The sequence below is a fragment of the Ruoffia sp. FAM 20857 genome (assembly GCF_045528645.1).
GTDB classification, from domain to species: Bacteria; Bacillota; Bacilli; order Lactobacillales; family Aerococcaceae; genus Ruoffia; species Ruoffia halotolerans.
In genome coordinates this window covers 21,908-46,035 of the sequence record NZ_JBGQRB010000009.1, presented here as the reverse complement: position 1 = coordinate 46,035, position 24,128 = coordinate 21,908, and the positions used below count along the sequence as shown (strand labels likewise).

General features: G+C 36.0%; 20 protein-coding genes. 3 read left to right on the top strand and 17 right to left on the bottom strand.

The window, feature by feature from the left end; genetic code table 11:
* Positions 1-4: 4 nt before the first annotated feature.
* The gene (gene galT, locus ACEN4N_RS03460) at positions 5-1,507 is read right to left on the bottom strand and encodes a UDP-glucose--hexose-1-phosphate uridylyltransferase (RefSeq protein ID WP_407093706.1); all 1,503 of its coding nucleotides are present in this window, start codon (positions 1,505-1,507) and stop codon (positions 5-7) included.
* A 26-nt stretch (positions 1,508-1,533) separates the two neighbouring features.
* Complete coding sequence (locus tag ACEN4N_RS03455; protein ID WP_407093705.1) at positions 1,534-2,709, bottom strand: galactokinase; 1,176 nt, start codon at positions 2,707-2,709, stop codon at positions 1,534-1,536.
* Between the two features lie 135 nt (positions 2,710-2,844).
* Here ACEN4N_RS03455 and ACEN4N_RS03450 point away from each other — a divergent pair, with 135 nt between their 5' ends.
* Entirely contained in the window at positions 2,845-3,783 is a 939-nt protein-coding gene (locus ACEN4N_RS03450; protein WP_407093704.1) for an IS30 family transposase, read from the top strand.
* Between the two features lie 84 nt (positions 3,784-3,867).
* Here ACEN4N_RS03450 and ACEN4N_RS03445 read toward each other — a convergent pair whose 3' ends face one another.
* The 6 genes from ACEN4N_RS03445 to uvrB form a co-directional block, all read right to left on the bottom strand.
* On the bottom strand, positions 3,868-4,467 hold the full coding sequence (locus tag ACEN4N_RS03445) for an energy-coupled thiamine transporter ThiT (protein ID WP_407093703.1): 600 nt from the start codon (positions 4,465-4,467) through the stop codon (positions 3,868-3,870).
* Between the two features lie 12 nt (positions 4,468-4,479).
* The gene (locus ACEN4N_RS03440) at positions 4,480-6,168 is read right to left on the bottom strand and encodes a ribonuclease J (protein ID WP_407093702.1); all 1,689 of its coding nucleotides are present in this window, start codon (positions 6,166-6,168) and stop codon (positions 4,480-4,482) included.
* A 193-nt stretch (positions 6,169-6,361) separates the two neighbouring features.
* Complete coding sequence (pnp, locus tag ACEN4N_RS03435) at positions 6,362-8,464, bottom strand: polyribonucleotide nucleotidyltransferase (protein WP_407093701.1); 2,103 nt, start codon at positions 8,462-8,464, stop codon at positions 6,362-6,364.
* Positions 8,465-8,707: 243 nt separating this feature from the next.
* A complete protein-coding gene (gene rpsO, locus ACEN4N_RS03430) occupies positions 8,708-8,977 on the bottom strand; it encodes a 30S ribosomal protein S15 (RefSeq protein ID WP_138405310.1) in 270 nt (89 codons plus the stop codon).
* Between the two features lie 159 nt (positions 8,978-9,136).
* Positions 9,137-11,191 (bottom strand): acyltransferase family protein, encoded by a 2,055-nt coding sequence (locus ACEN4N_RS03425; protein ID WP_407093700.1) that lies wholly within the window; start codon positions 11,189-11,191, stop codon positions 9,137-9,139.
* A 202-nt stretch (positions 11,192-11,393) separates the two neighbouring features.
* On the bottom strand, positions 11,394-13,388 hold the full coding sequence (gene uvrB / locus ACEN4N_RS03420; protein WP_407093699.1) for an excinuclease ABC subunit UvrB: 1,995 nt from the start codon (positions 13,386-13,388) through the stop codon (positions 11,394-11,396).
* 251 nt (positions 13,389-13,639) lie between these two features.
* On the opposite strand from uvrB, the gene rpsT reads away from it, so the two are divergent.
* Positions 13,640-13,894, top strand: a complete 255-nt coding sequence (gene rpsT, locus ACEN4N_RS03415) for a 30S ribosomal protein S20 (RefSeq protein ID WP_138405307.1) — start codon at positions 13,640-13,642, stop codon at positions 13,892-13,894.
* Between the two features lie 67 nt (positions 13,895-13,961).
* Here rpsT and holA read toward each other — a convergent pair whose 3' ends face one another.
* The 4 genes from holA to ACEN4N_RS03395 form a co-directional block, all read right to left on the bottom strand.
* Positions 13,962-14,978, bottom strand: a complete 1,017-nt coding sequence (holA, locus tag ACEN4N_RS03410) for a DNA polymerase III subunit delta (RefSeq protein WP_407090067.1) — start codon at positions 14,976-14,978, stop codon at positions 13,962-13,964.
* An 84-nt stretch (positions 14,979-15,062) separates the two neighbouring features.
* Positions 15,063-15,359 carry a glycine cleavage system protein H gene (locus tag ACEN4N_RS03405; RefSeq protein ID WP_407090065.1) on the bottom strand — a complete coding sequence of 99 codons (297 nt, stop codon included), beginning with the start codon at positions 15,357-15,359 and terminating at the stop codon, positions 15,063-15,065.
* 20 nt (positions 15,360-15,379) lie between these two features.
* Entirely contained in the window at positions 15,380-16,573 is a 1,194-nt protein-coding gene (locus ACEN4N_RS03400; protein WP_407090064.1) for an FtsW/RodA/SpoVE family cell cycle protein, read from the bottom strand.
* Positions 16,574-16,591: 18 nt separating this feature from the next.
* The gene (locus ACEN4N_RS03395) at positions 16,592-17,545 is read right to left on the bottom strand and encodes a YihY/virulence factor BrkB family protein (RefSeq protein WP_407090062.1); all 954 of its coding nucleotides are present in this window, start codon (positions 17,543-17,545) and stop codon (positions 16,592-16,594) included.
* A gap of 171 nt (positions 17,546-17,716) precedes the next feature.
* Between ACEN4N_RS03395 and ACEN4N_RS03390 the strand changes: the two genes are divergently transcribed.
* On the top strand, positions 17,717-18,412 hold the full coding sequence (locus ACEN4N_RS03390; protein ID WP_407090061.1) for a histidine phosphatase family protein: 696 nt from the start codon (positions 17,717-17,719) through the stop codon (positions 18,410-18,412).
* Between the two features lie 65 nt (positions 18,413-18,477).
* Here ACEN4N_RS03390 and ACEN4N_RS03385 read toward each other — a convergent pair whose 3' ends face one another.
* The 5 genes from ACEN4N_RS03385 to dapA form a co-directional block, all read right to left on the bottom strand.
* A complete protein-coding gene (locus tag ACEN4N_RS03385) occupies positions 18,478-20,223 on the bottom strand; it encodes an ABC transporter ATP-binding protein (protein ID WP_407090060.1) in 1,746 nt (581 codons plus the stop codon).
* Positions 20,207-21,958, bottom strand: coding sequence for an ABC transporter ATP-binding protein (locus ACEN4N_RS03380; RefSeq protein ID WP_407090058.1), 1,752 nt, complete (start codon positions 21,956-21,958; stop codon positions 20,207-20,209). The genes ACEN4N_RS03385 and ACEN4N_RS03380 overlap by 17 nt, the downstream gene beginning before the upstream one ends.
* A 118-nt stretch (positions 21,959-22,076) precedes the next feature.
* On the bottom strand, positions 22,077-22,427 hold the full coding sequence (locus ACEN4N_RS03375) for a hypothetical protein (protein ID WP_407090057.1): 351 nt from the start codon (positions 22,425-22,427) through the stop codon (positions 22,077-22,079).
* A gap of 7 nt (positions 22,428-22,434) precedes the next feature.
* The gene (dapB, locus tag ACEN4N_RS03370; RefSeq protein WP_407090056.1) at positions 22,435-23,205 is read right to left on the bottom strand and encodes a 4-hydroxy-tetrahydrodipicolinate reductase; all 771 of its coding nucleotides are present in this window, start codon (positions 23,203-23,205) and stop codon (positions 22,435-22,437) included.
* A gap of 19 nt (positions 23,206-23,224) precedes the next feature.
* Complete coding sequence (gene dapA, locus ACEN4N_RS03365; protein WP_407090055.1) at positions 23,225-24,115, bottom strand: 4-hydroxy-tetrahydrodipicolinate synthase; 891 nt, start codon at positions 24,113-24,115, stop codon at positions 23,225-23,227.
* Between the last annotated feature and the right edge of the window lie 13 nt (positions 24,116-24,128).

Sequence of the window (24,128 nt, the reverse complement as noted above, 5' to 3'; positions counted from 1 at the left end):
TCCTTTACACTTGATTCAATGCATCGATAAAGCGAATAAACCCTGCTCTACCTTCATCTGTCTGCTTAAATACACCAGCATCTTCCAAGACGCGAGCAAATTTTAATGACATATTCTCTTCAATCACTGATTGGATTGTCGCTTCAGTAATTGCTTCCGTATTGCTTGCCATCTCCACAGCCCATTCTTGATGAACAGGTGTCACTTCTTCTATAGTTCCTTTTCCTAATAGATACGCTTTAACCGTCTCTAATTCAGTCACTAATCTTGGTGGCAATACCGCTAAGCCCATCACTTCAATGAGACCGATATTTTCTTTCTTAATATGATGCACATCTTGATGCGGATGGAAGATTCCATCCGGATATTCTTCACTCGCTCGGTTGTTACGCAGAACTAAGTCCATCTCAAACTTACCATCTTTAAACCGAGCAATAGGCGTAATGGTATTATGGCGCTCTTCATTGGTATAAGCGATAATGTCTAGGTCCTCATCTGAATATGCCATCCATTGATCCAAGATAAACGTTGATGCTTCAACTAAATCTTCTGCTTTATTACTTCTTAAACGAATCACAGACATCGGCCAATAAACTAATTCAGCTTCAACCTGATCAAATTTATTTAATTGTACCGTCTTAAAGCCTTTAGCTTTTTCCATCGGAAATACGTGACGCCCACCTTGATAGTGGTCATGTGCTAGGATTGACCCACCTACACGTGGTAAATCAGCATTTGAACCCACAAAGTAATGTGGTAATACTTTCACAATTTCTAAGATATTATTAAAACATTTACGGTCAACCGCCATTGGCATATGGGTTTCATTTAAAAAAATTGAATGCTCGTTATAGTAAACATACGGTGAATATTGGAAACCATACGTTTCTTCAGGTAAGTCAATACGAATAATCCGGTGGTTTTGACGCGCAGCATGATTCGCATGCCCTTCATACCCTTCATTCTCCATACAAAGCACACACTTAGGATAGTCCACACTTTCTTGAGTTAATGCTTTCGTGATTTCCTTCGGATCTTTTTCCGGTTTTGACAAATTGATTGTCACTTCCAAATCCCCATACTCACTTTGTCCTGTAAAGATAATATTTTTCGCAATATTACGTGTTTTAATATAATCATTTTGTTGTGATAATTCGTAAAAATAGTCCGTCGCTTGTTCTGGATTCGCTTGATATTTGTCCCAAAACTTCTGATTCAAGCTCGATGGGAGTGGTGTTATTAAATCCATGATTCTCGCTTCCAGCATCTCAGTCTCTGATTGCGTCACATCAATAATTCGCTTGTCTTTTGCATATTGAACTAACTTGTCCATGTATTCCAATAAACTAACATCTGTTTGAGCCGCTTCAGGTAAACCTGCTTCTTTGAGATTTAAAATAGCCAGCAAGCGATTGACTGTATAATGACGGTCTAACGGATCCAGTACTTTTAATTGGACCGCTTTGTCCACGAACTGATGAATTGTTTTTTGAATGTTTAAACTCACAAAATTCCTCCTATCAATAGTCAGCTTTATAATTTCTTCGCGCCGTCGCCAACTTCAGCGACATAAAAACTCGCATCATAACCGATTTGGTCTTTGTATCGTTGTCCTATTTGATTAATTGCTTCTTCCACTGCTTCTTTGTTTACTAAGGCAATAGCACAACCACCCATACCGGCACCCGTCATACGTGCACCAAGAACGCCTTTTTGATCCCAAGCTGCTTCAACTAAAGCATCTAATTCAGCACCAGTCACTTCATAATCATCTCGAAGACTAATATGTGATTGATTCAACAGCTGGCCAAACTCTTCAAGTTGATTTGCTTTCAATAATTCAACTGCTTCTTGTGTTCGAGTATTTTCGTATACTGCATGTCGAGAACGCTTTAAATAAGTTTCATTACTAAGCAGTCCAGTATTAGCATCAAATGCTTCGTTCGATAAATCGCCTAAAGTCTGAATATTTAATTCTGTTTGAAGCTCCTCTAGCGCTGCCTCACACTCAGAACGTCTTTGGTTATACTTAGAATCAGCCAACTCGCGGCGTTTATTTGTATTCATAATCAAGATGACGTTATCACCAAATTCTGCCGGCACTAACGTATAATCAAGCGTATTTACATCTAGATAGATGGCATGATCTTTTTTCCCCATACCAATGGCGAATTGATCCATTATACCCGTGTTTAAACCAATAAAATCATTCTCAACTCTTTGCCCAATTTTCACTAAATCTAATCGCTCTAAGTCTAAATTAAACTCTGATTCTAATATGACTCCGATTAATAATTCTAAAGATGCAGATGACGAAAGCCCCGCTCCGTTAGGGATGTCTCCATAAATGAGTAAGTCAAACCCCTGGTCCACTGTGTGCCCCGCTTCTCGAACAAACTTAATCATTCCTTTAACATAATTCGTCCAATTATCTTGTTTATCAAAGATCAACTCTTGGTCTAAATCAAACGAAATAACACCCAATTCATCAAAGTTATCTGATATACAATTGACCGTCATATCATCACGCAACCTCACTAGCCCCATTGTTCCCTGGGTAATGGCGCAAGGAAGTACGTGACCTCCATTGTAATCAACATGTTCCCCGATGAGGTTTACACGTCCTGGTGAGAAGTATTGGGTTGTTGAGGAGCTTTGAAATACCTCTTTAAACCGTGCTTCTAAATTATTTATCATTTTTTCTTTCATAACATACCTCCGTAATAAAATGGCATCATTTTTTTATTTGATGAATTGTAAAATTAAGTGCGACAAATAAAGAAACCCATAACAGGTTCGTGTAAAATGTTAGTAACGACAAAAACATACACACGGAGGTCTGTTATGAGCTACACACATCTTACCATAGAGGAACGTTCAAAAATAGAAATACTCTATCAAGAAGGTTATAAAATTAATCGCATTGCCCAATTAATCGGGCGCCATCGGTCAACGATTTATAGAGAACTTAAACGATGCCCTTCAGATCAATACCAAGCTCAGGATACCCATGAAGGTGCCAATCAACGTGCACGTCTTAAGGGTAGAAATCCTAAGTACACGGTCGAGCTACTTAAAGACATTCAAGATAAATTAGAACGTACATGGTCACCGGAACAAATTGTTGGACGAGATTATCAGGGAAAACTTTCCTTTAAATCCATCTATAACTGGATTTACCAAGATATCTTAAAGGTACCCCTAACTGTCTTAAGACACAAAGGGAAAAGTCGAGAGCCTCAAGAAACGCGAGGAAAGTTTAATATCGGCACTCCCATCTCAAAACGCCCCAAATCTGTGAAGAATCGAAAAGAGTTCGGGCATTGGGAACTCGACACAGTTGTTTCTTCTCGAGGTAAGAGTAAAGGTTGTTTTGCGAGCTTTGCAGAACGAAAAAGCCGTATATATATTGCTTTACCCATGCCAAATCGCTCTAAAGTTGCTATGCAAACTGCGATTGAAGATTTGAGAGAAAACTTACCTAAGGAAGCTTTAAAGTCCTTTACCTCAGATCGAGGAAAAGAATTTGCTTGTTATCCTGAGGTCGAAGCAGCAGGGATTGATTTTTATTTTGCCGATGCTTATAGTGCCTGGCAAAGAGGAACCAATGAGAACTCTAACGGTTTACTGCGTGAGTTTTTTCCTAAGAAAACAGACCTCGCTAGAGTGATTTCCCAAGAACTCAACCAAGCTTTGTGGTTAATGAATAATCGTCCTAGGAAATGCTTAGATTACCAAACACCTTTGGAAGTATTTTTACACGAACTCTTATTAATTGAGTAAATAAAAAATTGTCGCAATAATTATTGCAATTCAACAAATAAAAAAGTGTTGGCAATTATCATAACCAACACTTCATTTAATTTATTAATCATTTAATAACGATGATGTTTCTTTACGAGATAAATATTTTGTTCGTTTAGGAATAATTAGTTTTGGATTACTACGAGCCATAATTAAGATCACTAAGCCAATAATTAACCAAACCACAACTAAACTTAACCAAAATTCCCAACCATTAATTTGTAGTAAACTAATCTCATCTAAGGCTAAAGGTGTTAACCAGAATTTGATAAACATATAACTCGCTGTCGAAAGTAAGGCACCGGTAAATATGTTTAAGTAAGTAGATGAGTATCGACGGTTATTAAGGGTTTTTTGTGTATATTTTGCGAATAATCCAGCAAAACCAACAGATAACAATGGTAAGACTTCTTCAAGGAGGATTGATAACCAATCCGTAAATCCTTGTCGTGTAAAGCCAACAATTAATCCTGTCAGTAAAGCAGAAATTATAGCAAGTGGTGAACCATAACGGAGCGCTAACCATATTAATGGAAGCATCGCTAAACCTGAATAATCACCTGGTATGAATGAGCTAACATATTGTGCAGCAACGGCTAAAATTAAGCCCAGAACAATCGCATATAAACTATCCAATAGCATACTTCTTGTACGTTGATTCATTCTATACCTCCCCTATTTTTCTTCTTTATTAGGTTGATAATTTGAAGCTTCCATAATAATTGGTAAGACGACCGGACGACGTTGAGTCTCTTTATAAAGGTATTTACCAATTTTCTCACGAAGATCCCCTTTTAGTTCACTCCAGTCAAAATTATCACCATTTAAATGTTCATCTAAAATATCTAAGGTCATATCTGAACAAGCTTCAATTAAATCAATACTTGTCTTCATATACACGAAACCTCTAGAAGTAATTTGTGGTCCGACTAGAACGCGACCTAAACGGCGCGAAATCGTAGCGACAACTACAAAGATTCCATCTTCACTTAAGATACGGCGATCACGTAGAACGACGTTACCGATATCCCCGACCCCAATACCATCAATAAGGACATTTCCAGCAAGTACTTGGGCTGTCATCGTCATCTTACCTTTATTGTACTCGATAACATCTCCGATGTAAGGAAGGAAAATTTGATTATCTTCATAGCCTACTTCATTAGCTAAACGCGCATGCGCGGCTAACATTCTTGATTCCCCATTAACAGGGATAACATATTTAGGTTTGATAAAGTTCATCATTAATTTTAAATCTGACTGATTCGCGTGACCAGATGTTTTAAAGTTATCTGTTACAGACTTAACTGTTCCGCCAGCTTTGTGAATCATATCCTTTGTTTTGGCAATGACTGTTTCCATCGCAATTGAAGGTGTTGTAGCTAAATAAACCAAATCACCATCTTTAATATTGATTAATGAATGACGATTTGTCGCCATTAATTGAACATTCTTAATTGGTTCGCCAACGTCACCTGTTTCTAACACAATGACTTCGTTATCAGGCGTGTTATTTAGATCTTTCACTTGTCCGATGATGTCTTTACTTGGAATTTTAATCTGATTTAATTGAATCGCAATATCGACAATTTTGTATAATTGGTCATCTGCTAAGAAAATTGTTCTACCTGAATTTTTAGCAGCATAAAATAATTGCTGAATACGTGAGATATTACTTCCAATTGAAGCAACGATGACACGTCCGTCTTCATTCCGGAAGACTTCAGTCATGTCTTCAGTAATCTTCATATCGCTCACAGAGGGATTCGCATTCTCCGCATCGGCAGAATCACATAGTAAAGCTAAAACGCCTGCTTCACCGATATCAGTTAAACGACCATAATTTGTACTGTATTGTTCAGACGCGCTTGGATCAAATTTAAAGTCTCCTGTATAAACGATTGACCCCTCATCCGTTGAGACAACAATACCAACGGAACCTGGAATTGTATGTGTTGTTCTGAAGAAACTCACAGTCGCATCTTCAAATTCAATCTCAACATCTTCATCAATCTTGAAGAAGTTCTCTATATGTTGATGCAATCCTTGTGATTTAGCTGAAATCGTTGCTAATTCAATTGTTAATTCAGTTCCGAATACTGGTGCATCAATCTTTTCTAATAGATATGGCAATGCACCCATCGCATCATCATGACCATGTGTCAGGAATATCCCAACGATTTGATCTTTCTTTTCAACTAAGTATGTAAAATCTGGGATGACTGCATCGATACCAAGTAATTCTTCTTCTGGAAAGACTAGTCCGCAATCCAAAACAAAGATTGACTCATTCACTTCTACCACGTAAAGATTTTTACCTTCTTCACGCACCCCACCTAACGGGATTATTTTTATTTTACTCATTTGACACCTCTTTATTTAGTTAGTTTCATTTTGATAATATACTTATCACATTATAGCACAGTTAGGAATAAAATAAAAAATTGCTTCTCCAATATTTCAAATTGATTCGTTATCATAAATCAATACCGCAGTTATTTAGAAAAACAAAAAAGACAAGTTCCCTTTTGTGAAACTTGCCTCTTAATAGTATGTGTTATTCTTTGTCGATTAAAGCTTTACGAGATAGGTTAATCCGTCCTTTATCGTCAATTTCTTGAACGCGAACTTTAACTTTATCATTCAATGCTATAACATCTTCAACTTTCCCTACACGGTGATGCTCTAATTCAGATATATGAACTAAACCATCTTTACCTGGTAAAATCTCAACAAAAGCACCGAATTTCTCAATTCGTTTAACGGTACCTTCGTAAATTTCTCCCGCTTTAACTTCATGTGTTAATTGTTCGATAATTTCTTTAGCACGGTTAATCATTGCTTGATCAGTAGAGGCAATACTTACATTACCTTCATCATCAATATCAATTTTAACGCCTGTTTCATCAATAATCTTATTGATTGTATCTCCACCACGACCGATAACAACTTTAATCTTATCTGGTTTGATTTGAATCATTTCAATCTTAGGAGCGTAAGGGCTTAACTCTGTTCTTGGTTCAGAAATTGTCGAAGTTAATTCTTCTAGAATTGCTAATCGAGCTTGACGTGCTTGAACTAACGCTTCATTTAAAATTTGCTCTGTAATTCCTTCGATTTTAATATCCATTTGTAAAGCAGTGATTCCTTTTTCAGTTCCCGCTACTTTGAAGTCCATATCTCCTAGAGCATCTTCTAGACCTTGGATATCAGTTAGAATTGTATAGTTGTCGCCATCCATAACTAATCCCATTGCGATACCTGCGACTGGTGCTTTAATAGGTACACCTGCGTCCATTAATGCTAATGTTCCAGCACAAATACTTGCTTGTGAAGATGAACCGTTAGATTCTAATACTTCTGATACTAAACGAATCGTATATGGGAATACATCTTCATCTGGAATAATTTGTGCAAGCGCACGTTCACCTAAGGCACCGTGTCCTACTTCACGACGTCCCGCGCTACCCATACGTCCAGTTTCACCTACTGAATATGGTGGGAAGTTATAGTGGTGAATAAAGCGTTTAGACTCTTCAATACCTAAGCCATCAATAATTTGATGCTCTCCTAGAGGTGCTAATGTCGCTACTGTTAATGCTTGAGTTTGTCCACGTGTGAATAAACCAGATCCGTGAGTACGTGGTAATAAGCCTACACGAGAAGCTAATGGACGAATTTGGTCCACTTTACGGCCATCAGGACGGATACGATCCGCTGTAATTAAATGACGCACAACTTCTTTTTCTAGGGCTTGTAATGCAGCGTTAACAGCTGAAAGAACTTCATCTTTTTCTGGGTTTTCAGCATGTAATTCTTCATAATATGTTACAGCACCTTGCATAACTAAAGCAATCGCATCTTCACGCGCTTTTTTCTCCTCTGTTTTAATTGCTTCAATCATGGCTTCACGATAACGTCCAGAAATTTCTTCCATGATTTCTTCATCATTTTGTACAATTGTTAATTCGAATTTCTCTTTACCGATTTGTTCAATAATATTCGCTTGGAATTCGTTAATTTCTTTAATTGCACGGTGACCGAATAATAATGCTTCAAGCATCTCATCTTCTGGTACTTCTTCCGCACTTGACTCAACCATGTTAATTGCTTGACTAGTACCTGCAACTGTTAAGTGGATATCAGACAGGGTGCTTTGTTCAGTCGTTGGGTTAATTACTAGTTCTCCCTCTACACGACCAACATTAACACCTGCAATAGGTCCGTTAAACGGAATATCTGATACACCTAGGGCTAATGATGAACCTAACATTGCTGACATTTCTGGTGAGCAATCTTGGTCTACAGATAATACAGTATTGACGATTTGAATTTCGTTTCGTACCCCATCTGGGAACATTGGACGAATTGGGCGGTCAATTAGACGTGCAGTTAATGTCGCATTCTCTGACGGGCGACCTTCACGTTTAATAAATCCACCGGGGATTTTACCTACTGAATATTTTTTCTCTTCGTAGTTCACAGTTAACGGGAAGAAGTTTCCGTCTACAGGTCTACTTGAAGCTACTGCTGTAGATAATACAACGGTATCTCCGTATCTTACTAGGACTGCTCCATTCGCTTGTCGAGCAAATTCGCCAATTTCAACTGACAGTGGGCGTCCACCAATAGTTGTTTCAAAAACATGTTTTTCGAACATGGTATCTCTCCTTTGATTAATAAATTGTGTGTTTTGGAGAACTACTAAACAAATATCAACTCATGACGCGTCTCGTCACAAACTCATACTTGTATAGTAGATCTACCAATATTGATAATTACCAAAACACACACTAATTAGTTTAGCATATTCTCTATATAATTGCGCTCATAAAAGGCAATATATTATAATTATCTACAAAAAAACTTCCATTTCATCACTGAAACGGAAGTTAATATCATATTAACGACGTAATCCTAAACGTTGGATTAATTCGCGGTAACGTGCTACGTCTTTGTTACGTAGGTACGCTAATAAGTTACGACGGTGACCAATTTTTTTCATTAGTCCACGGTATGAATGGAAATCTTTTTTATGCTCGCGGATATGCTCGTTTAATGAGTTAATATCTGCAGTTAACACAGCGATTTGTACTTCTGGAGAACCAGTGTCCCCTTCGTGAGTAGCAAATTCTGTCATGATTTCTGTTTTACGTTCTTTTGTTAAAGCCATCTCATTTCACCTCTTTCTTTTTTTATCCCTGATGCCAAGAAAAGCGTTGGTGATTCGCTGAACTGAGCATAGGTACTATATAGTATTCCATGCACTTTTACAATGCTAGATTACCACTTGATATAATTTACACTATATGTCATGTAAATGCAAGAATTTTTATTCAATTTCCTCAATTGTTTCCTCTGGTAAATGTTCAAACATCGTTTGAGTGACAATCACAGCAAAGTGTTCCATTCCTTTTGGTGTGTGATGGACTTCATCTTCTGTATACCAGTCAGGATTCCCTTGTTGATAGCTATACCAATCAACTTCATAGGCATTTGGATATTTCTCAGCTGTGTCTTTAATTGTGTCATTCACGTTTTGAATGTGCATCACTCGTGAGTTTGTATTTACAAAGAATACATTACGCTTTTCTCCCGCAATGGACATCAATTCATCCATTCCTTCTTGATCCAATCCTGCGTTCGTTCCTAGGACAACTACTAAATTCTCTTGAACTTCGCCATCACGAACCATGTCACGTAAGTTGTCATTTGCATCCCACAATTGCAAGCTTCCTTGACCATAGATATTTCCATTCCAGAAAATTTCGTCTACTTTCGGTGTAAAGTGTAAAGCGATGGAATCTCCAAAGAAAGTTACTGGCACTTCAGTGGCAAATAATAATTCTTGTGGCGTCAACTCATCGAATACAATTGGATTTAAATCTTCAAATTCATCAAACACTTCTTGGTTCTCAGCAATGAGTTCTTGAAGTTCCGCTGACAATGTTTCTTGTTCAAAATAAATATTTTGTAATGTTTCTACAGGATCTTCAACTTCCAACTCGTTAACGAAGACCGTCTCAAATGTATCATCCACTTGGTCTAAATCTTCATCAACTTGGATAATTGGCTGACTTAATGGATACGCCGTATTCAATAAGTTTGGTTTTGTCTGAAAAGCTTGATATTCTAATTCGAATAAAGACACACGTTTATTATCAGCTGAATAGATAAGTCCTCGAACAAATAAAACCATCAAGGCGACGTAAGCAATAAAGATAAATAACTTAGGCTGGAGGAATTTTCTCTGATCAATCATATGACCGATATCTTCCGCATCTTCTTTAAAGTGGAGTGAAGAACCAAACCAAATTCTAACGCCCCCGCTTTCAATAATACGGTAAAAAATCTCCCCAACAATTGCTAATGTAATAATTGATAGAACATTGTCAACAGTGATATTCTCTCCTAGTTCACGGTAAAATGCTAAGTAAAAGACAATAATTGGGTAATACCAAAGATAATAAGAGTATGATCTTTTACCAATAAGATGTAATGGCTTTAAGCTTAGCCAACTTGTTACCGTCGGTGCTCCTACAGTAATTGAAAATACGAGTAACATACTCAACACATTAAATACTGACATCCACAGTAGATACGTCGCTTCGTTTTGATCCGATTGAGTGAACACAATCCAAATCATTCCCCCTGCAGACAATATTGCTATTAAATTGTATACAAACAGTTTGATTCTAGATTTATAAAATAAATTTAAAATGGTTGGTGTGATGTAAGCTGCAGCTACACCAATTGCAAATGATGCAAAGCGGGTTTCAATACCATAATAAACACGCGTTGGATCCTCGCCTGGTGTATATAAGAATAAGATGGCTACATGACTGAGTAATACAATAAAAAGCCAAATAATTCCTTTAGAAGGAATCGATAGTTTTAATCTTTGTAATAGTAAGATGATACCGGTTGCGATTAGAACTGATTGTAAGTGAATCGCATTATACCAAAGATGAGTAAAAGGCGATGCATCTGACATTTGTACAAAATAAGATTGATCCGTCACTATTTGATAAATATTATTTACAAAAAACAACCCAGAAAATATATCACTCTGAATATGTCGTAATTCTGTTGGATAGATCAAATATAAGCCGACAACGATAATTATTAAGAGCCACAAGAGTGGTATAAAGAGCCTCTCTATCGTATGTAGTAGATACTTTCCGATCGCTTTCCATTGAATTGATGCTTTAACCGGCTGAACTTTCTCAATATTTCTTGCAAAAAAGAACCCTCCAATAACAAGAAATGTATTCACCATGAAAAAACCGCCTGGTATTATGGAAGGGAATAAATGATAAGCAACGACGGCCATAATCGCTAAACCTTTTAAGCCATCAAAACTTTGCACTCTCTTCTGTTGTCGCATTATATTACCTCCTGATTAAGAATGACCTCAATAAATTATTATATAGGAAGCATTATTATTATAAAAGGCTAAATCTACTTTTATCTTAATTAATTCAAATTTTATCTAATGAGTAAATTTGAATTAAAAAGTTTCAAAATATAAAAAAGAACAAAACACTTCAAACTATTAAGTAGTCAAAAGTATTTTGTCCTAAATTTAATTATTTTCTTTTAAAGAAAGTCGCTTTAAGTTCCATAACTATATCTCTTAAATCAGCTGCCGCTTCAAAGTTTAAATCTTTAGCGTATTGACGCATCTCCATCTCAAGTCGCTCAAGCTCTTCTTCACGTTGAAGACGAGACAATTGTTTGAATTGAGCTAAGATATTCTCTTCTTGTTCTTCACCTTCAACTTCATGCGTAATTCGAATAAGGTCACGAACTTCTTTCTTAATCGTTTTGGGTGTAATGCCATGTTCTTTATTATAAGCGATTTGAATCTCACGACGACGCTCAGTTTCTTCAATAGCTTTTGTCATTGAGTCCGTCATTTTATCTGCATACATAATAACATGCCCATTCTCGTTACGAGCCGCACGCCCAATCGTTTGGATTAATGCACGCTCACCTCGTAAGAACCCTTCCTTATCCGCATCTAAGATGGCGACTAATGACACTTCTGGTACGTCAATCCCCTCTCTTAGTAAGTTAATACCAATAAGGACATCAAAGATCCCTAACCTTAAATCACGAATAATCTCCGTTCTTTCTAAAGTTTTAATATCACTATGTAAGTATTTGACTTTAATATCGACTTCTTTAAGATAGTCCGTTAAGTCTTCAGACATTTTTTTCGTCAAGGTCGTAATAAACACACGTTCATCACGCTCAGTTCGTTTCGTAATTTCTTGAATTAAATCATCAATCTGACCCTTAATTGGTCGGACTTCAACAACTGGATCTAATAAACCAGTTGGACGTATAATTTGCTCAACATATTCGTCATCAGTATGTTCTAATTCATATGGACCTGGTGTAGCTGAAATATAGATGATTTGGTTGACATGCTTTTCAAACTCTTCTAACCTAAGTGGTCTATTGTCTAAAGCACTTGGTAATCTGAAGCCATAATCAATTAATTGTTGCTTCCGAGCTCTGTCCCCATTATACATCCCTCGAATTTGTGGCATCGTCATATGTGACTCATCCACTACAATCAAGAAATCATCTGGGAAGAAGTCAATTAACGTATAAGGTTGCTCTCCAGGCGCACGCCCGTCCATATGTCTTGAATAGTTCTCAATCCCATTACAATACCCCATCTCAAGGAGCATTTCTAAATCATAGGTCGTCCGTTGCTCTAAACGTTGTGCTTCTAAGAGTTTATTCTCAGAACGCAATTCTTCTAATCTCTCTTCTAACTCCGCTTTAATCGTAGTAACAGCTTGTAATGTTTGATCTTGGTCAGCCACGAAGTGAGTTGCGGGATAGATAGGATAATGATCGACGTCATTTTTAATCTCGCCTGTCATTACATCTACTTCGCGAATTCTATCAATTTCGTCACCGAAAAATTCAATTCGAATCACTTCACTATCACGCGAAGCTAAGAACACTTCAACCACATCTCCACGGACTCTAAAAGTTCCCCGCTGAAAGTCAATGTCATTTCTAACAAACTGCATGTCAATTAGCTGACGCAATACTTCTTCGCGCGATACTTCTTGCCCTTTTCTAATTGATAAAACTTGATTACGATACATCTCTGGATCCACTAACCCGTAAATACAAGAAACTGATGCGACAACAATAACATCTCGCCGCTCCAATAATGCGGATGAAGCGGAATGTCGTAGCTTATCAATTTCATCATTGACCATTGCTTCTTTTTCAATATATGAATCCGATGATGGAACATAAGCCTCAGGTTGATAGTAATCATAGTAAGACACAAAGTATTCGATTGAATTCTCTGGGAAAAACTCTAATAATTCACTATACAGTTGACCTGCTAAAGTTTTATTATGAGCTAAAACTAAAGTAGGTTTATTTACTTCTTTAATTACATTGGCAATCGTAAACGTCTTTCCTGTACCAGTTGCACCTAATAGCACTTGTTCTTTTTCACCATTATTTAATCCATTAACTAACTCTTTAATTGCTTGAGGTTGATCACCGTTTGGCTCATACTGAGATATTAATTTAAATTTATCCATTTACTGCCTCCTCATTAACCGAACATTTATTCGCTTAAACCATAATACTCTATAATGATATAAAATTCTACTTCTTTGTTTCAATATGTTTATATAAGTGTTTAAGCAATCTTCTCTTATAATTTCAGTTTAAAACAAACAAAAAAAGATTGCATCACTCTTCTATTTTATTGTATAATAATTTTTGTTGACTAAGTTAGCAAATGCTTATATACTAGACAAATGAAATCAGTAAGAAAGAGGTGACACCAATGGCAAACTCTAAATCAGCTATTAAACGTGCTCGTCAATCAAGTGTAAAAGAACAACGTAATACTGCACAAGTTTCGAAAATGCGTTCATTAATCAAAGATTTTCGTAATGCAGTAGAAACTGGTGAAGGTGACGTGAATGAATTATTCGCTAAAGCTTCTAAACAAATTGACCGTACTGCAGGTAAAGGATTAATCCACGCAAACAAAGCAGCACGTAACAAATCTACATTAGCAAACTTAATGAATAAATAATTAAGATACTTTATCTTGATTACAAAAAAACGAAAATGAACTTTAAAAAGTTCATTTTCGTTTTTTTTTATAAAGAAGTTAACTTTGATAATAAGATATAAAAGTGAGTCTCTTTATCCCCGACACCTGTCTTCATTCTAAAATCTACTTCTGCCATCTCAACATAAAAATTAAGTAATTCTGATAATTGCAAGGATCTTCCTGATGTTAGTGCAAGCTTCACTCGATATGGATGAATGCCTAACTGTTTCGCAATGTCGGCTTGATTCATTCCTTGTCTACCCAAAATCATTGACTGGACAATCACTCTAAATTGAGAAACCATTAATGCGTGTAAAGCAATTGGTTCATGACGCATTAATAATAAGTCTTGGTAAATTTGAATGGCTTGTATAATATTTTTATTCGCTACGGCATTGGTTAATTGGAATACGTCTGATTCAAGCGTACGTGGAACAAGTGATTGGACAGAATCGAGTGTGATTCTACCTTCAGTTTGTCCAAATATTTCCAGTTTATTCACTTCTGTCATTGCATTAGTTAGTTGATAGTTTACCCTAATTAACAATTCCTCAACAGCCTCACGTGTAAATGAAATATCTAAATTATTAATATAAGATTGAACATACCGCCCTACTTGACCTTCATCGAGCTCTGATATATCGACCATTTTCGTTTGTTTATTAAAACTTTTAGTCAGTTTCTTTCGCTTATCTAAGGATGGATTTTCAACATTAAAGATTAAAATAGTTGCTTGGTTCGGATTTTCTAAATAACCCAGTAATCGTTTTTGTTCAGAATCACTTAATTTATTCTTACTTTGTGAATTTAAAAACGTTGCATTCGACACAACGAGCACTCGATAATCAGAGAAAAAAGAAAACATCTCTGCTTCATCCAAAACGTCATTCATCGTCACTTCTTGTAAGTCAATTCGTGAGATATCTAAAACATCGATCCCGCCTAATTGTTGAAATAAGCCTTCCATAAACTGGTTTTTGAGGTAATTCTCAGATCCGACAACCGTATAGATTGGATCAATTTGTTTCTTATTGATTTGTTGCATGACTTGTTGGAACTCCATCTTTTCCCTCCTTCATATAAAATAAAACGAACATCACCAAAGTTTAATACATCAAGGTAATATCCGTTTTATTATCATAATCTTTTACTTTTGAATTTTTACTACCCAGTTATTTGCCGTATCTGAAGAATTAAGTAAAGATGGTGTATCTTCTGCTTTCTCATTACGTTCAATAAGTTTTCCTTGAATAGGTGATGGTATTTCAATCGCAGCTTTAGAAGCTTCAACATTAATAATTGTATCATCAACATCAATGTTTCCTAATGAAGCGATATTTGCATATGAAATATCTCCTGCTTCATCTTGCAATTCAGGCGTTAAACCAATCGTTACAATATTCTCTTCTTCAGTCATCCATAAATTCTTATTTAATAATTCCAATATTAATCACCCTTCTAAATTTAATAACTAAAATCATCTTCCATACCAAACATATAGCTTCGGTGATGATATTTCATTGATAGAACTAAACCAATCCCAATCATGTTTCCTAGTAAAGCCGAACCACCTTGAGAAACAAATGGCAGTGGAACCCCCGTGATTGGTAATAAACCAATCGCCATTCCGATATTCTCTAGAACGTGGAATAAAATCATTGATATAACACCTGCAGCAATATATGAATAAAACTCATTACGTGTTTTAAAGCAGATTTGTACGATTTGATAAATTAAAATGAAATAAACAAAGAGTAAAACTGAGCTTCCTAAGAATCCGAAGTTTTCAGCGATAGTCGTAAAGATAAAGTCAGATTCACGAACCGGTACGGTAACTTGTGAAACCCCAAAGCCTTTACCACTCAATTGACCCGATCCAACAGCTTTAATACTTTGAGCTAACTGATACCCACTCCCTTGTGTGTTTTCAAAGGGTCGTAACCAGTCTAAGATACGGTTAATTTGATATTCTTGAACAAGATTATTATCTATTAGAAATTCCGGGAATTTCTCAACGACAATAATAATTCCTCCCGCAACAACAATAACGGTTGTTGCAATTGGTGCAAGAATTTTCCAGCTGATTCCTGACATGAGAATAATTCCAGCAGTAATCGACATGATAACTAAGTTTGTTCCTAAGTCGTTTTGTAACTGAATTAAAATCATCGGTGGTGCAGCGAACATCAATATTTTTCCTAATTGCATAAAGTCTGATTTTATCGTACGGTTAGGGTATTTATTATTATGCTCAGTGACAACACGTGCCATAAATACTATATAAGCAGGTTTGAAAAGCTCTGAAGGTTGAACCGATAGCGAACCGATTCTTAACCAACTTGTCGCCCCTGTATCGGCTAATTCTCTATCATAGAAGAACAGTACTAATAATAATAGTAGTAAACCGAATCCGTATAAATAATTGGAAAGCTTCCAATATTGTTCACTATCTAATTGCATCGCCGCAATAACAGCAATCGTACCTACCCCATACCATAAGGCGTGGAATAAAGTTGGAACGAGGTCTCCCCCTTCAATGAGTGTTGTTGTTGAGTATACACTTAACAATCCGATGATTGCTAAGACCATAACATTTAAGATAATGCCGTAATCGATGCGGTTCTCATTATCTCGACGTATTTGTCTAATAGATGTCATTCATTTCACCTTTCTTTATTACTTGTTTGTAAAATTCTTATATATCTTATTGGTCAATTCAAACTGATTTGAATTTGCTTGTCTAAAGTTATCACTATATGAGACAAATGATTGGTACTTACTAGTTTCTTCAACCAATTGCCAATAACTTTTCTCTTTAAAATCATGATAAAAGACATTGATGTAAGCTCCTATGGAAATAACCATCGCATTTAAATATAACCAAATGATCGCAACCATGAATACTCCAATCGTGCCCCCACCAACATTACCTCCAGCAAATCTCATATAAACATTGAATAACTGAGATACTAAGATAAAGCCTAGTAAGGCAAATACTGTACCAGGTATTGCATATTTGATCGGCCATTTAACATTTGGCATAAATTGGTAAATTCCAATTAATAGAATAAAAATACCTAGCAAACCTAAAATCCAGCCCTGATTCACAAAAAAATCCAATAAGAAAAATTGAATACCAAATACTTCCTGAATATAGTCAATAATTGTCTCGCCGAATACAAGTGCAAATGTAAACGTAACCAACGCAATGACGATGAGTAAAGTAAATACATATGCAAATAATCGTGCGATAAAAAAGTTTTTTCTAGGTACAGTTTTATATATTGTATTTAGAACACGTTGCATGGTATTAAATACATTCGAAGCTGGCCATAATGAAATGATTAAACTTAGCGAGAACAAACCTGAACTTGTACCTGTTAAGTAAGTCTCCAATAAGGGAATAATCGCTACCTCGACTTCATCTGGTAATGCTAATTGAATTGTGTCAATAATTTGTGCTTCTGAAAAAGGAAGTATAGCAATAATATTTGATAATGCAAGCATTAACGGCACTAACGCCCAAATAACATAAAATGATAATTCAGCAGCATAACTTCCAAAAGCCAACTGTTGATTATTAATTTGGAACGTCTTCATTAGCTTATTAAATACCGAAGGTTGATCCATCTCTATCAGACCTTTCAATTCATTTTTATAACTACATAAGATTATCACATATTATATCATTTTGCACTTTAAGAATCTGTAATAATCTAGACTTTTTATATTTTCCTTTAATTTCTTAGACACACGTGTTTTCTATAGTATAATGGATTCAGAACAATTAGGAGGTAAGGCATGAGTAAAGGAGTAACATTTTATTTTGTACGCCACGGTGAAACATATTTCAATTTCTATGGTCGAATGCAAGGATGGTCTAATGCATTATTAACCGAAGAAGGAATTAAAAATGTTCATCGCAGTGGTAGAGGTCTAGCCGATATTGAATTTGATGCTGTATATACGAGTGATTTAAAACGAACAATTGATACAGCTTCAATTATTTTAGAAGAAAATCATAATAATGAGCACTTAGAAATCGAACAAATGCCAGAATTTCGTGAAGTTCACTTTGGGTCTTTTGAAGGCCTTTCTGCTGCTGAAGTTTGGCCAGAAGTTGAGCAAAGGGTAAACATCAAACACGGGTTGCCTGAAGGAACTGAGAATCAAATTCAAGATATTATGAATATGTTCAAAGAAGCAGATCCATATCACTTTGCAGAAAACTATACTGAATTTTGGAATCGTGTTGAATCTGGTTTACTAAAATTATTAAACCGCCACGCTGGAACGGACCAAAACATTTTAGTTGTGTGTCACGGTATGACAATTCGTAATTTATTGCATGGTTTAGTTGCTGATTTCGATGAAACTGAACCATTACAAAATGCATCCGTATCTATTGTTAAATATCAAAATGGACATTTCGAGATGCTAGCATATAATCAGGTTGACCACTTTAAAGATGTTGCTGATGAAGCAGCAAATGACTAGTCAAACTATTGTAAACAATTAAAAGCGCAGGACTTGGGAGTTGATTCCCTTGTCCTGCGTTATTTTTATGCCATACTTCCTTGCATTTGATACATTTGCGTATATGTGCCTCCCAGATCAAGTAACTCTCTGTGAGTGCCCCTCTCTTGGATATGTCCGTTGTCCATGACGATGATTTGATCTGCATCTTTAATGGTTGAAAGTCGGTGCGCTACAATAAAGGTCGTACGTCCTTCTTTTACAACTTTCATCGCATGTTGAATAATTTCCTCAGTTTCAGTGTCAATATGTGAAGTTGCTTCGTCAAGTATCAATATTTTTGGATTATTGGCTAAGGTACGAGCAAAGGATATCAATTGTCTCTCCCCTGAAGAAAAAGCTTGTCCTTTTTCCACAACTTCCGAATGAATTCCTTTTTCTAATTTATCAATTAATGGTTGTGCTCCAACTTTGATAAGTGCATCGAGGACCATTTCATCGGTTATCTCTGGATTATTCATACTGATATTTGTCGCAATCGTACCAGAAAATAAATACGGTTCTTGCAAGACAATCCCCATTTTTTCTCGAATGCTTTCTCGATTATATTCTTCAATATTTTGACCATCTATGATTACTTGGCCTTCTTGTGGATCGTAAAAGCGAAATAGTAAGTTAATAATCGAACTTTTACCGGACCCTGTGTGTCCGACTAAACCGATGGTCTCACCTGCATTAACATGGAAATTTAATTGATGCAATACATTATTGCCTTCTTTATATGCAAAGGTCACATCATTAAACTCAACATTTCCTTGAGTAACTATTAATTGTTTGTTGGAATCTTTCTCTACCGGAGTATCTATTAACTCGAACACTCGTATTCCTGCGGATAAAGCTTGTTGCAATATTGTAATCAAACGAACAATCATAGTAATAGGATCAAATAATCGTTCAACATAATTGATAACAATATATAAGGTTCCAATCGATATTGATAATATGCCATTTGTGAACTGCGTTCCTATATACAACATCACAAGTAAGGTCACAATACTCTTAAAGAGTCCGGACAAATTCCAAGCAAAAAACGCTTCGTACTTTAAGGATTCTTTTCTAGTATTTAGCCAAGTTTGATTGACTTGCTCAAACTCTTCAGCCATATGCTCTTGTTGATTGAACACTTGAACAATCGACACACCTTGAACAATTTCAGCGATTTTACTATTCAGTTCACTGACCGATTCTCTCCATAAAGTATTGATTGGTTGAATTTTTTTAGAGAAAGCCATTTGCCAAACGACGATTATTGGTATGAGTAGTAATAACCAACTTGCTATCGTCGGGCTGACAGCAAACATACCAATATATACACCTAGAATGGTCATTGTATTAATGAGTATTTGAGTCGTAAAATTTGCAAAAAAGTTCTCTCTTAAAACCTCTGTGTCATTGACGATTCGAGCAGATATCTTTCCAGCTGGAATATCATCAAAATAACTAACCGGTAACTTTTGCATATGCTCGTGAGCTTCATCTCGAATTACTTTACTTAGCCGATTCGATCCATTCGCTAAAAGCAAATATCCCACATAACCAAGAATCGCTGAGATAAATGTAATAATAAGATAAAAGCCAAATTGTTCCGTAATAAAGGTAATATTAACAGTCTCTTCGTTCGCAACGGATAGGGACACATAATCAATCATTTTACTTGCAATAATTGGTGTATATATTGAAAGTCCTGTAGAGAAAATCAACAGAATGAACCCTGATAACAAGAGTTTCCATTCATAACGTAAGTAACCAAGTAGTCTAGTGAATGTTTTCATTCTCAGCGCCCCCTTCTGATTGTTGTTTGTTGAATTGTTCATAATACCAACCTTCGTTCGCTAATAATTCTTTCGGTGAGCCGTATTCAACGATGCGTCCATCGTCTACAACTATAATCATGTCCGCTTGATTTACCGCAGAAAGCCTATGTGTGACAATAATGTTTGTCTTATCCCCACGGATACTTTGAACATTTGTAATGATGGCTCTTTCAGTCTTTGCATCAACCGCTGAAAGTGAATCATCTAATATTAATAACTCTGGTTCTTTAATTAGCGCTCTGGCAATCGATACCCTTTGTTTTTGTCCTCCAGATATCGACACACCTTTTTCTCCAATTAACGTTTTAAGCCCTTCTGACATACGCTCTAAATCTTTTGTAAAGGCCGCATTTTCAATCGCTTGGGCCAATTGATCTTCCTCATTAGCTTCACTATTTCCAAACATTATATTATATTTTACAGTTTGAGAAAAAAGTATGTGTTCCTGTGGCACATAGCCAATCATCGCTTCTAAACTTTCCCGTTGATATTCATGAATATCTCGACCATTGAGTTTGATTATTCCAGATCCGCTAATTGGATACTGTCTTAATAATTGTCGAATAATCGTCGTTTTCCCGCTCCCGGTCTTACCGACAATTCCCAACGTTTCTCCTCGTTGAAGCGTAAAATTGAGATTTTTAATTGTCTCTTTAACATCCTCTTTATATTTAAAGGAATAATCTTGAAACTCAATGCTTTCAATCGAATCAAGCGTCAGATGACCGTCTGCTTCCATGAGATCATTCGCTTTGATTAAATCATTGAGCTTCTCAAATGAAACTTTACCTTGTTGGTAAATAACAACTATTTCTGTCATTCCCCAAATCGTTCCATTTAACATAGCTAAATATAATTGGAAAGAAACTAATTTACCCACTGATAATTGACCTAAATTCACTAAATAACTACAATACATGAGTCCGATGGCGATACTTAACCCACCAAAGGCTTTAGCAATTTGACCAAATAAGCCGTTCACCATCGCCAAATGATTCGCCTTATCGACAACTTTCTGTGTTTTTTCTTGAAATCTCTTTTGTTCCAAATCTTTCCGTCCATACGCTCGCATCACACGAACGCCATCAACCACTTCTAACACTTCATTACTCAATTCAGCTACAGAATCTCTAATAGCATCATAACGCTTATCCACTTCTTTACTAAGGAAATAAATAATAACACCAAAGATCAGTAGAGGAATCAAACTAACTAAAGTGACTTGCCAAGAAATCGTAAAAATCATAACTGCAAGGAAACTTAGTAATAACGCTCCGTCTCCCAATACAATCATTAAACCATAACCTAGTAACATTCCTATCGTATCGATATCTGACGTCATTCGTGTCATCAAATCGCCGGAACGAAAAGCTTCATAAAAAGAAGCACGAAAGCCAAGTAAACTTTTAAAACCAGTTTGTCTTAATTCTTTCTGGAATTGATATGACTCTCCGAATAAAACTCTAAACCAAGTCACATCCCCCGCATAAATTAATATCATTAATATAAATAAAAAGAATAAATATCGCACTAAGACAGCTTGAGTTAATTGATTTGTTACAATATCATCGATAAAGAGTTGAATAATATAATTTGGGAAAATATATAATATACTGGTAAGAACTGCTGTCATACCACCAAATATATATTTTCCAGGGTGTTTCTTAATGTAATACCACATTGACTGAAGCATAGTTTCCCAACTTTCCTATTAAAATTTGCACAAAAAAAAGATATTTTATCACCACAATTAAGGGCTCATAAAATATCAGCTGTAGAATTACATACTTAGACATCCTTGATCTAATTGTCTAGATGAAAACTCTAATATTATGAACGATTAAAGGTGATGTCATTTTAAATAAATTCGAACTTACTTGAACTGCTTGTTTCATCTGACATCCTCCTTTCATGTTTTCTAAAAATAAGATTACACGATTTTTAACTAAAAGTAAAGCAGTTTCTAATCTGGATTTAATATTTTTTTGGATATGTATGTGCTTGTGTCCTTGAGATAGTCTCCAGGATATGATATCACGAATAATGTCCCTGACATTGTCTCTAGGATATGTAAAATCAAAATATAAAACAAAAAACTCAGCAATGATGGCAAATCTAGCCACAATCACTGAGTCGTTAGTTTTTAATTTCTCAAAATCCATAAAATACTTAAAATATATCATTCATTGAATAAATACCAGGGTCGGCTTGATTAATTAAAAATTCTGCCCCTGCCATAGCCCCTCTGGCGAATAACTCTTTTGATCCAGCACGATGAGTAATTTCAAGCATTTCTTGATTATTTGCAAAAATAATCGTGTGTTCACCTACAATATCGCCACCACGAATCGCATGTAAGCCAACTTCTTGGTGTTCTCTTGCTTCGCCAATACCTTCACGTCCATATACTTTTGTTGCACTTTCTGACATACCTTCTTCAACTGAATCTAGTAACATCTTAGCTGTACCACTTGGTGCATCTTTTTTGTAACGATGGTGTTTTTCAATAATTTCAATATCATAACCTAAGGGATACAATACTTTACTTAGATGCTTACTCACTTCCTGCATCACATTGACACCAATACTAGTATTATGAGTATCTAAGATAGCAACGGATTTACTCGCCTCTTGAATTGCTTTTGCTTGTTCTTCATTTTGCCCTGTAGTTGCAAGCATAAGTGGCAGTTTTTGCGCCACTGCAAACGCCAGTAATTCTTCCGTTAATTGAGGTGTTGAAAAATCAATCATCACTTCTGGTTTAAGATCAAGCCCTTCAACCACTTGTGTTAAATCATCAAAATTTGTCGCGATTGGAAAAGGTTGTTCTGTTTCTTCAGTTGATTGTAATCCTGCGATCACTTGATGACCTAACTCTTTCGAGATCTCAGTAACAACTTTTCCCATCGCGCCATCGGATCCAATTAGTATAATATTCACTTTATCAATCCTCTATTCTTTATATTGTGTATTTTTCAATTAACCCTAAGTACGTGTCTAATAATTCAGCACTTTCCTCACTTGGTGGTACCATAGGTAAACGATATGATAAAGCACAGCGGTTCATTTTGTGAACTAAGTATTTCACTGGGATTGGGTTCACTTCATCAAATAAATTACGATTAATATCTTCAAGTTTATAATTTAATTGTTGAGCTTCTTCCGTTTGTCCATCTAAAGCGAGACGACATAAATCATGAACTTCTTTTGGGAGAATATTTGCAGTTACAGAGATAGCACCCTTACCACCTAAAGCGATAATATCGTAATTTAAATCGTCGTTCCCTGAGTATACAGCGAAATCATCTGGCACAATATCAAGCACTGCACGAGTGTAATCTAAATTACCTACCGCATCTTTTAATGCCACAATATTTGGATGTTCAGCTAAAATACTCACCTGTTCTGGTGTTAATGATGTACCCGTTCTAGAAGGAACATCATAAAGAATAATTGGAATGTTAACTGAATCAGCAATCGCTCGGAAGTGAGCTAACATACCATTATAAGAAGCTTTATTGTAATATGGGGTGACGATAAGTAATGCATCTGCTCCCACATGCTCAGCTTGTTGACTTAATTTGATTGCGTGACGTGTATCGTTAATACCTGTTCCTGCAATGATTGGAAGTTTACCTTCGACATGTTTCACGGCAAATTTAATCAATTCGATTTGCTCTTCATCAGATAAAGTAGAACTCTCACCGGTTGTTCCAGTAATGACTAATGCGTCTGTGCTATTCTCTAATTGAAAGTCTAATAGGCTTTCAAACGCGCGCCAATCAATTTCCTTTGTGTTCTCGATAAATGGGGTAATCAATGCAACTGCTGAACCTTCATAAACACTCATTATAAATATCCTC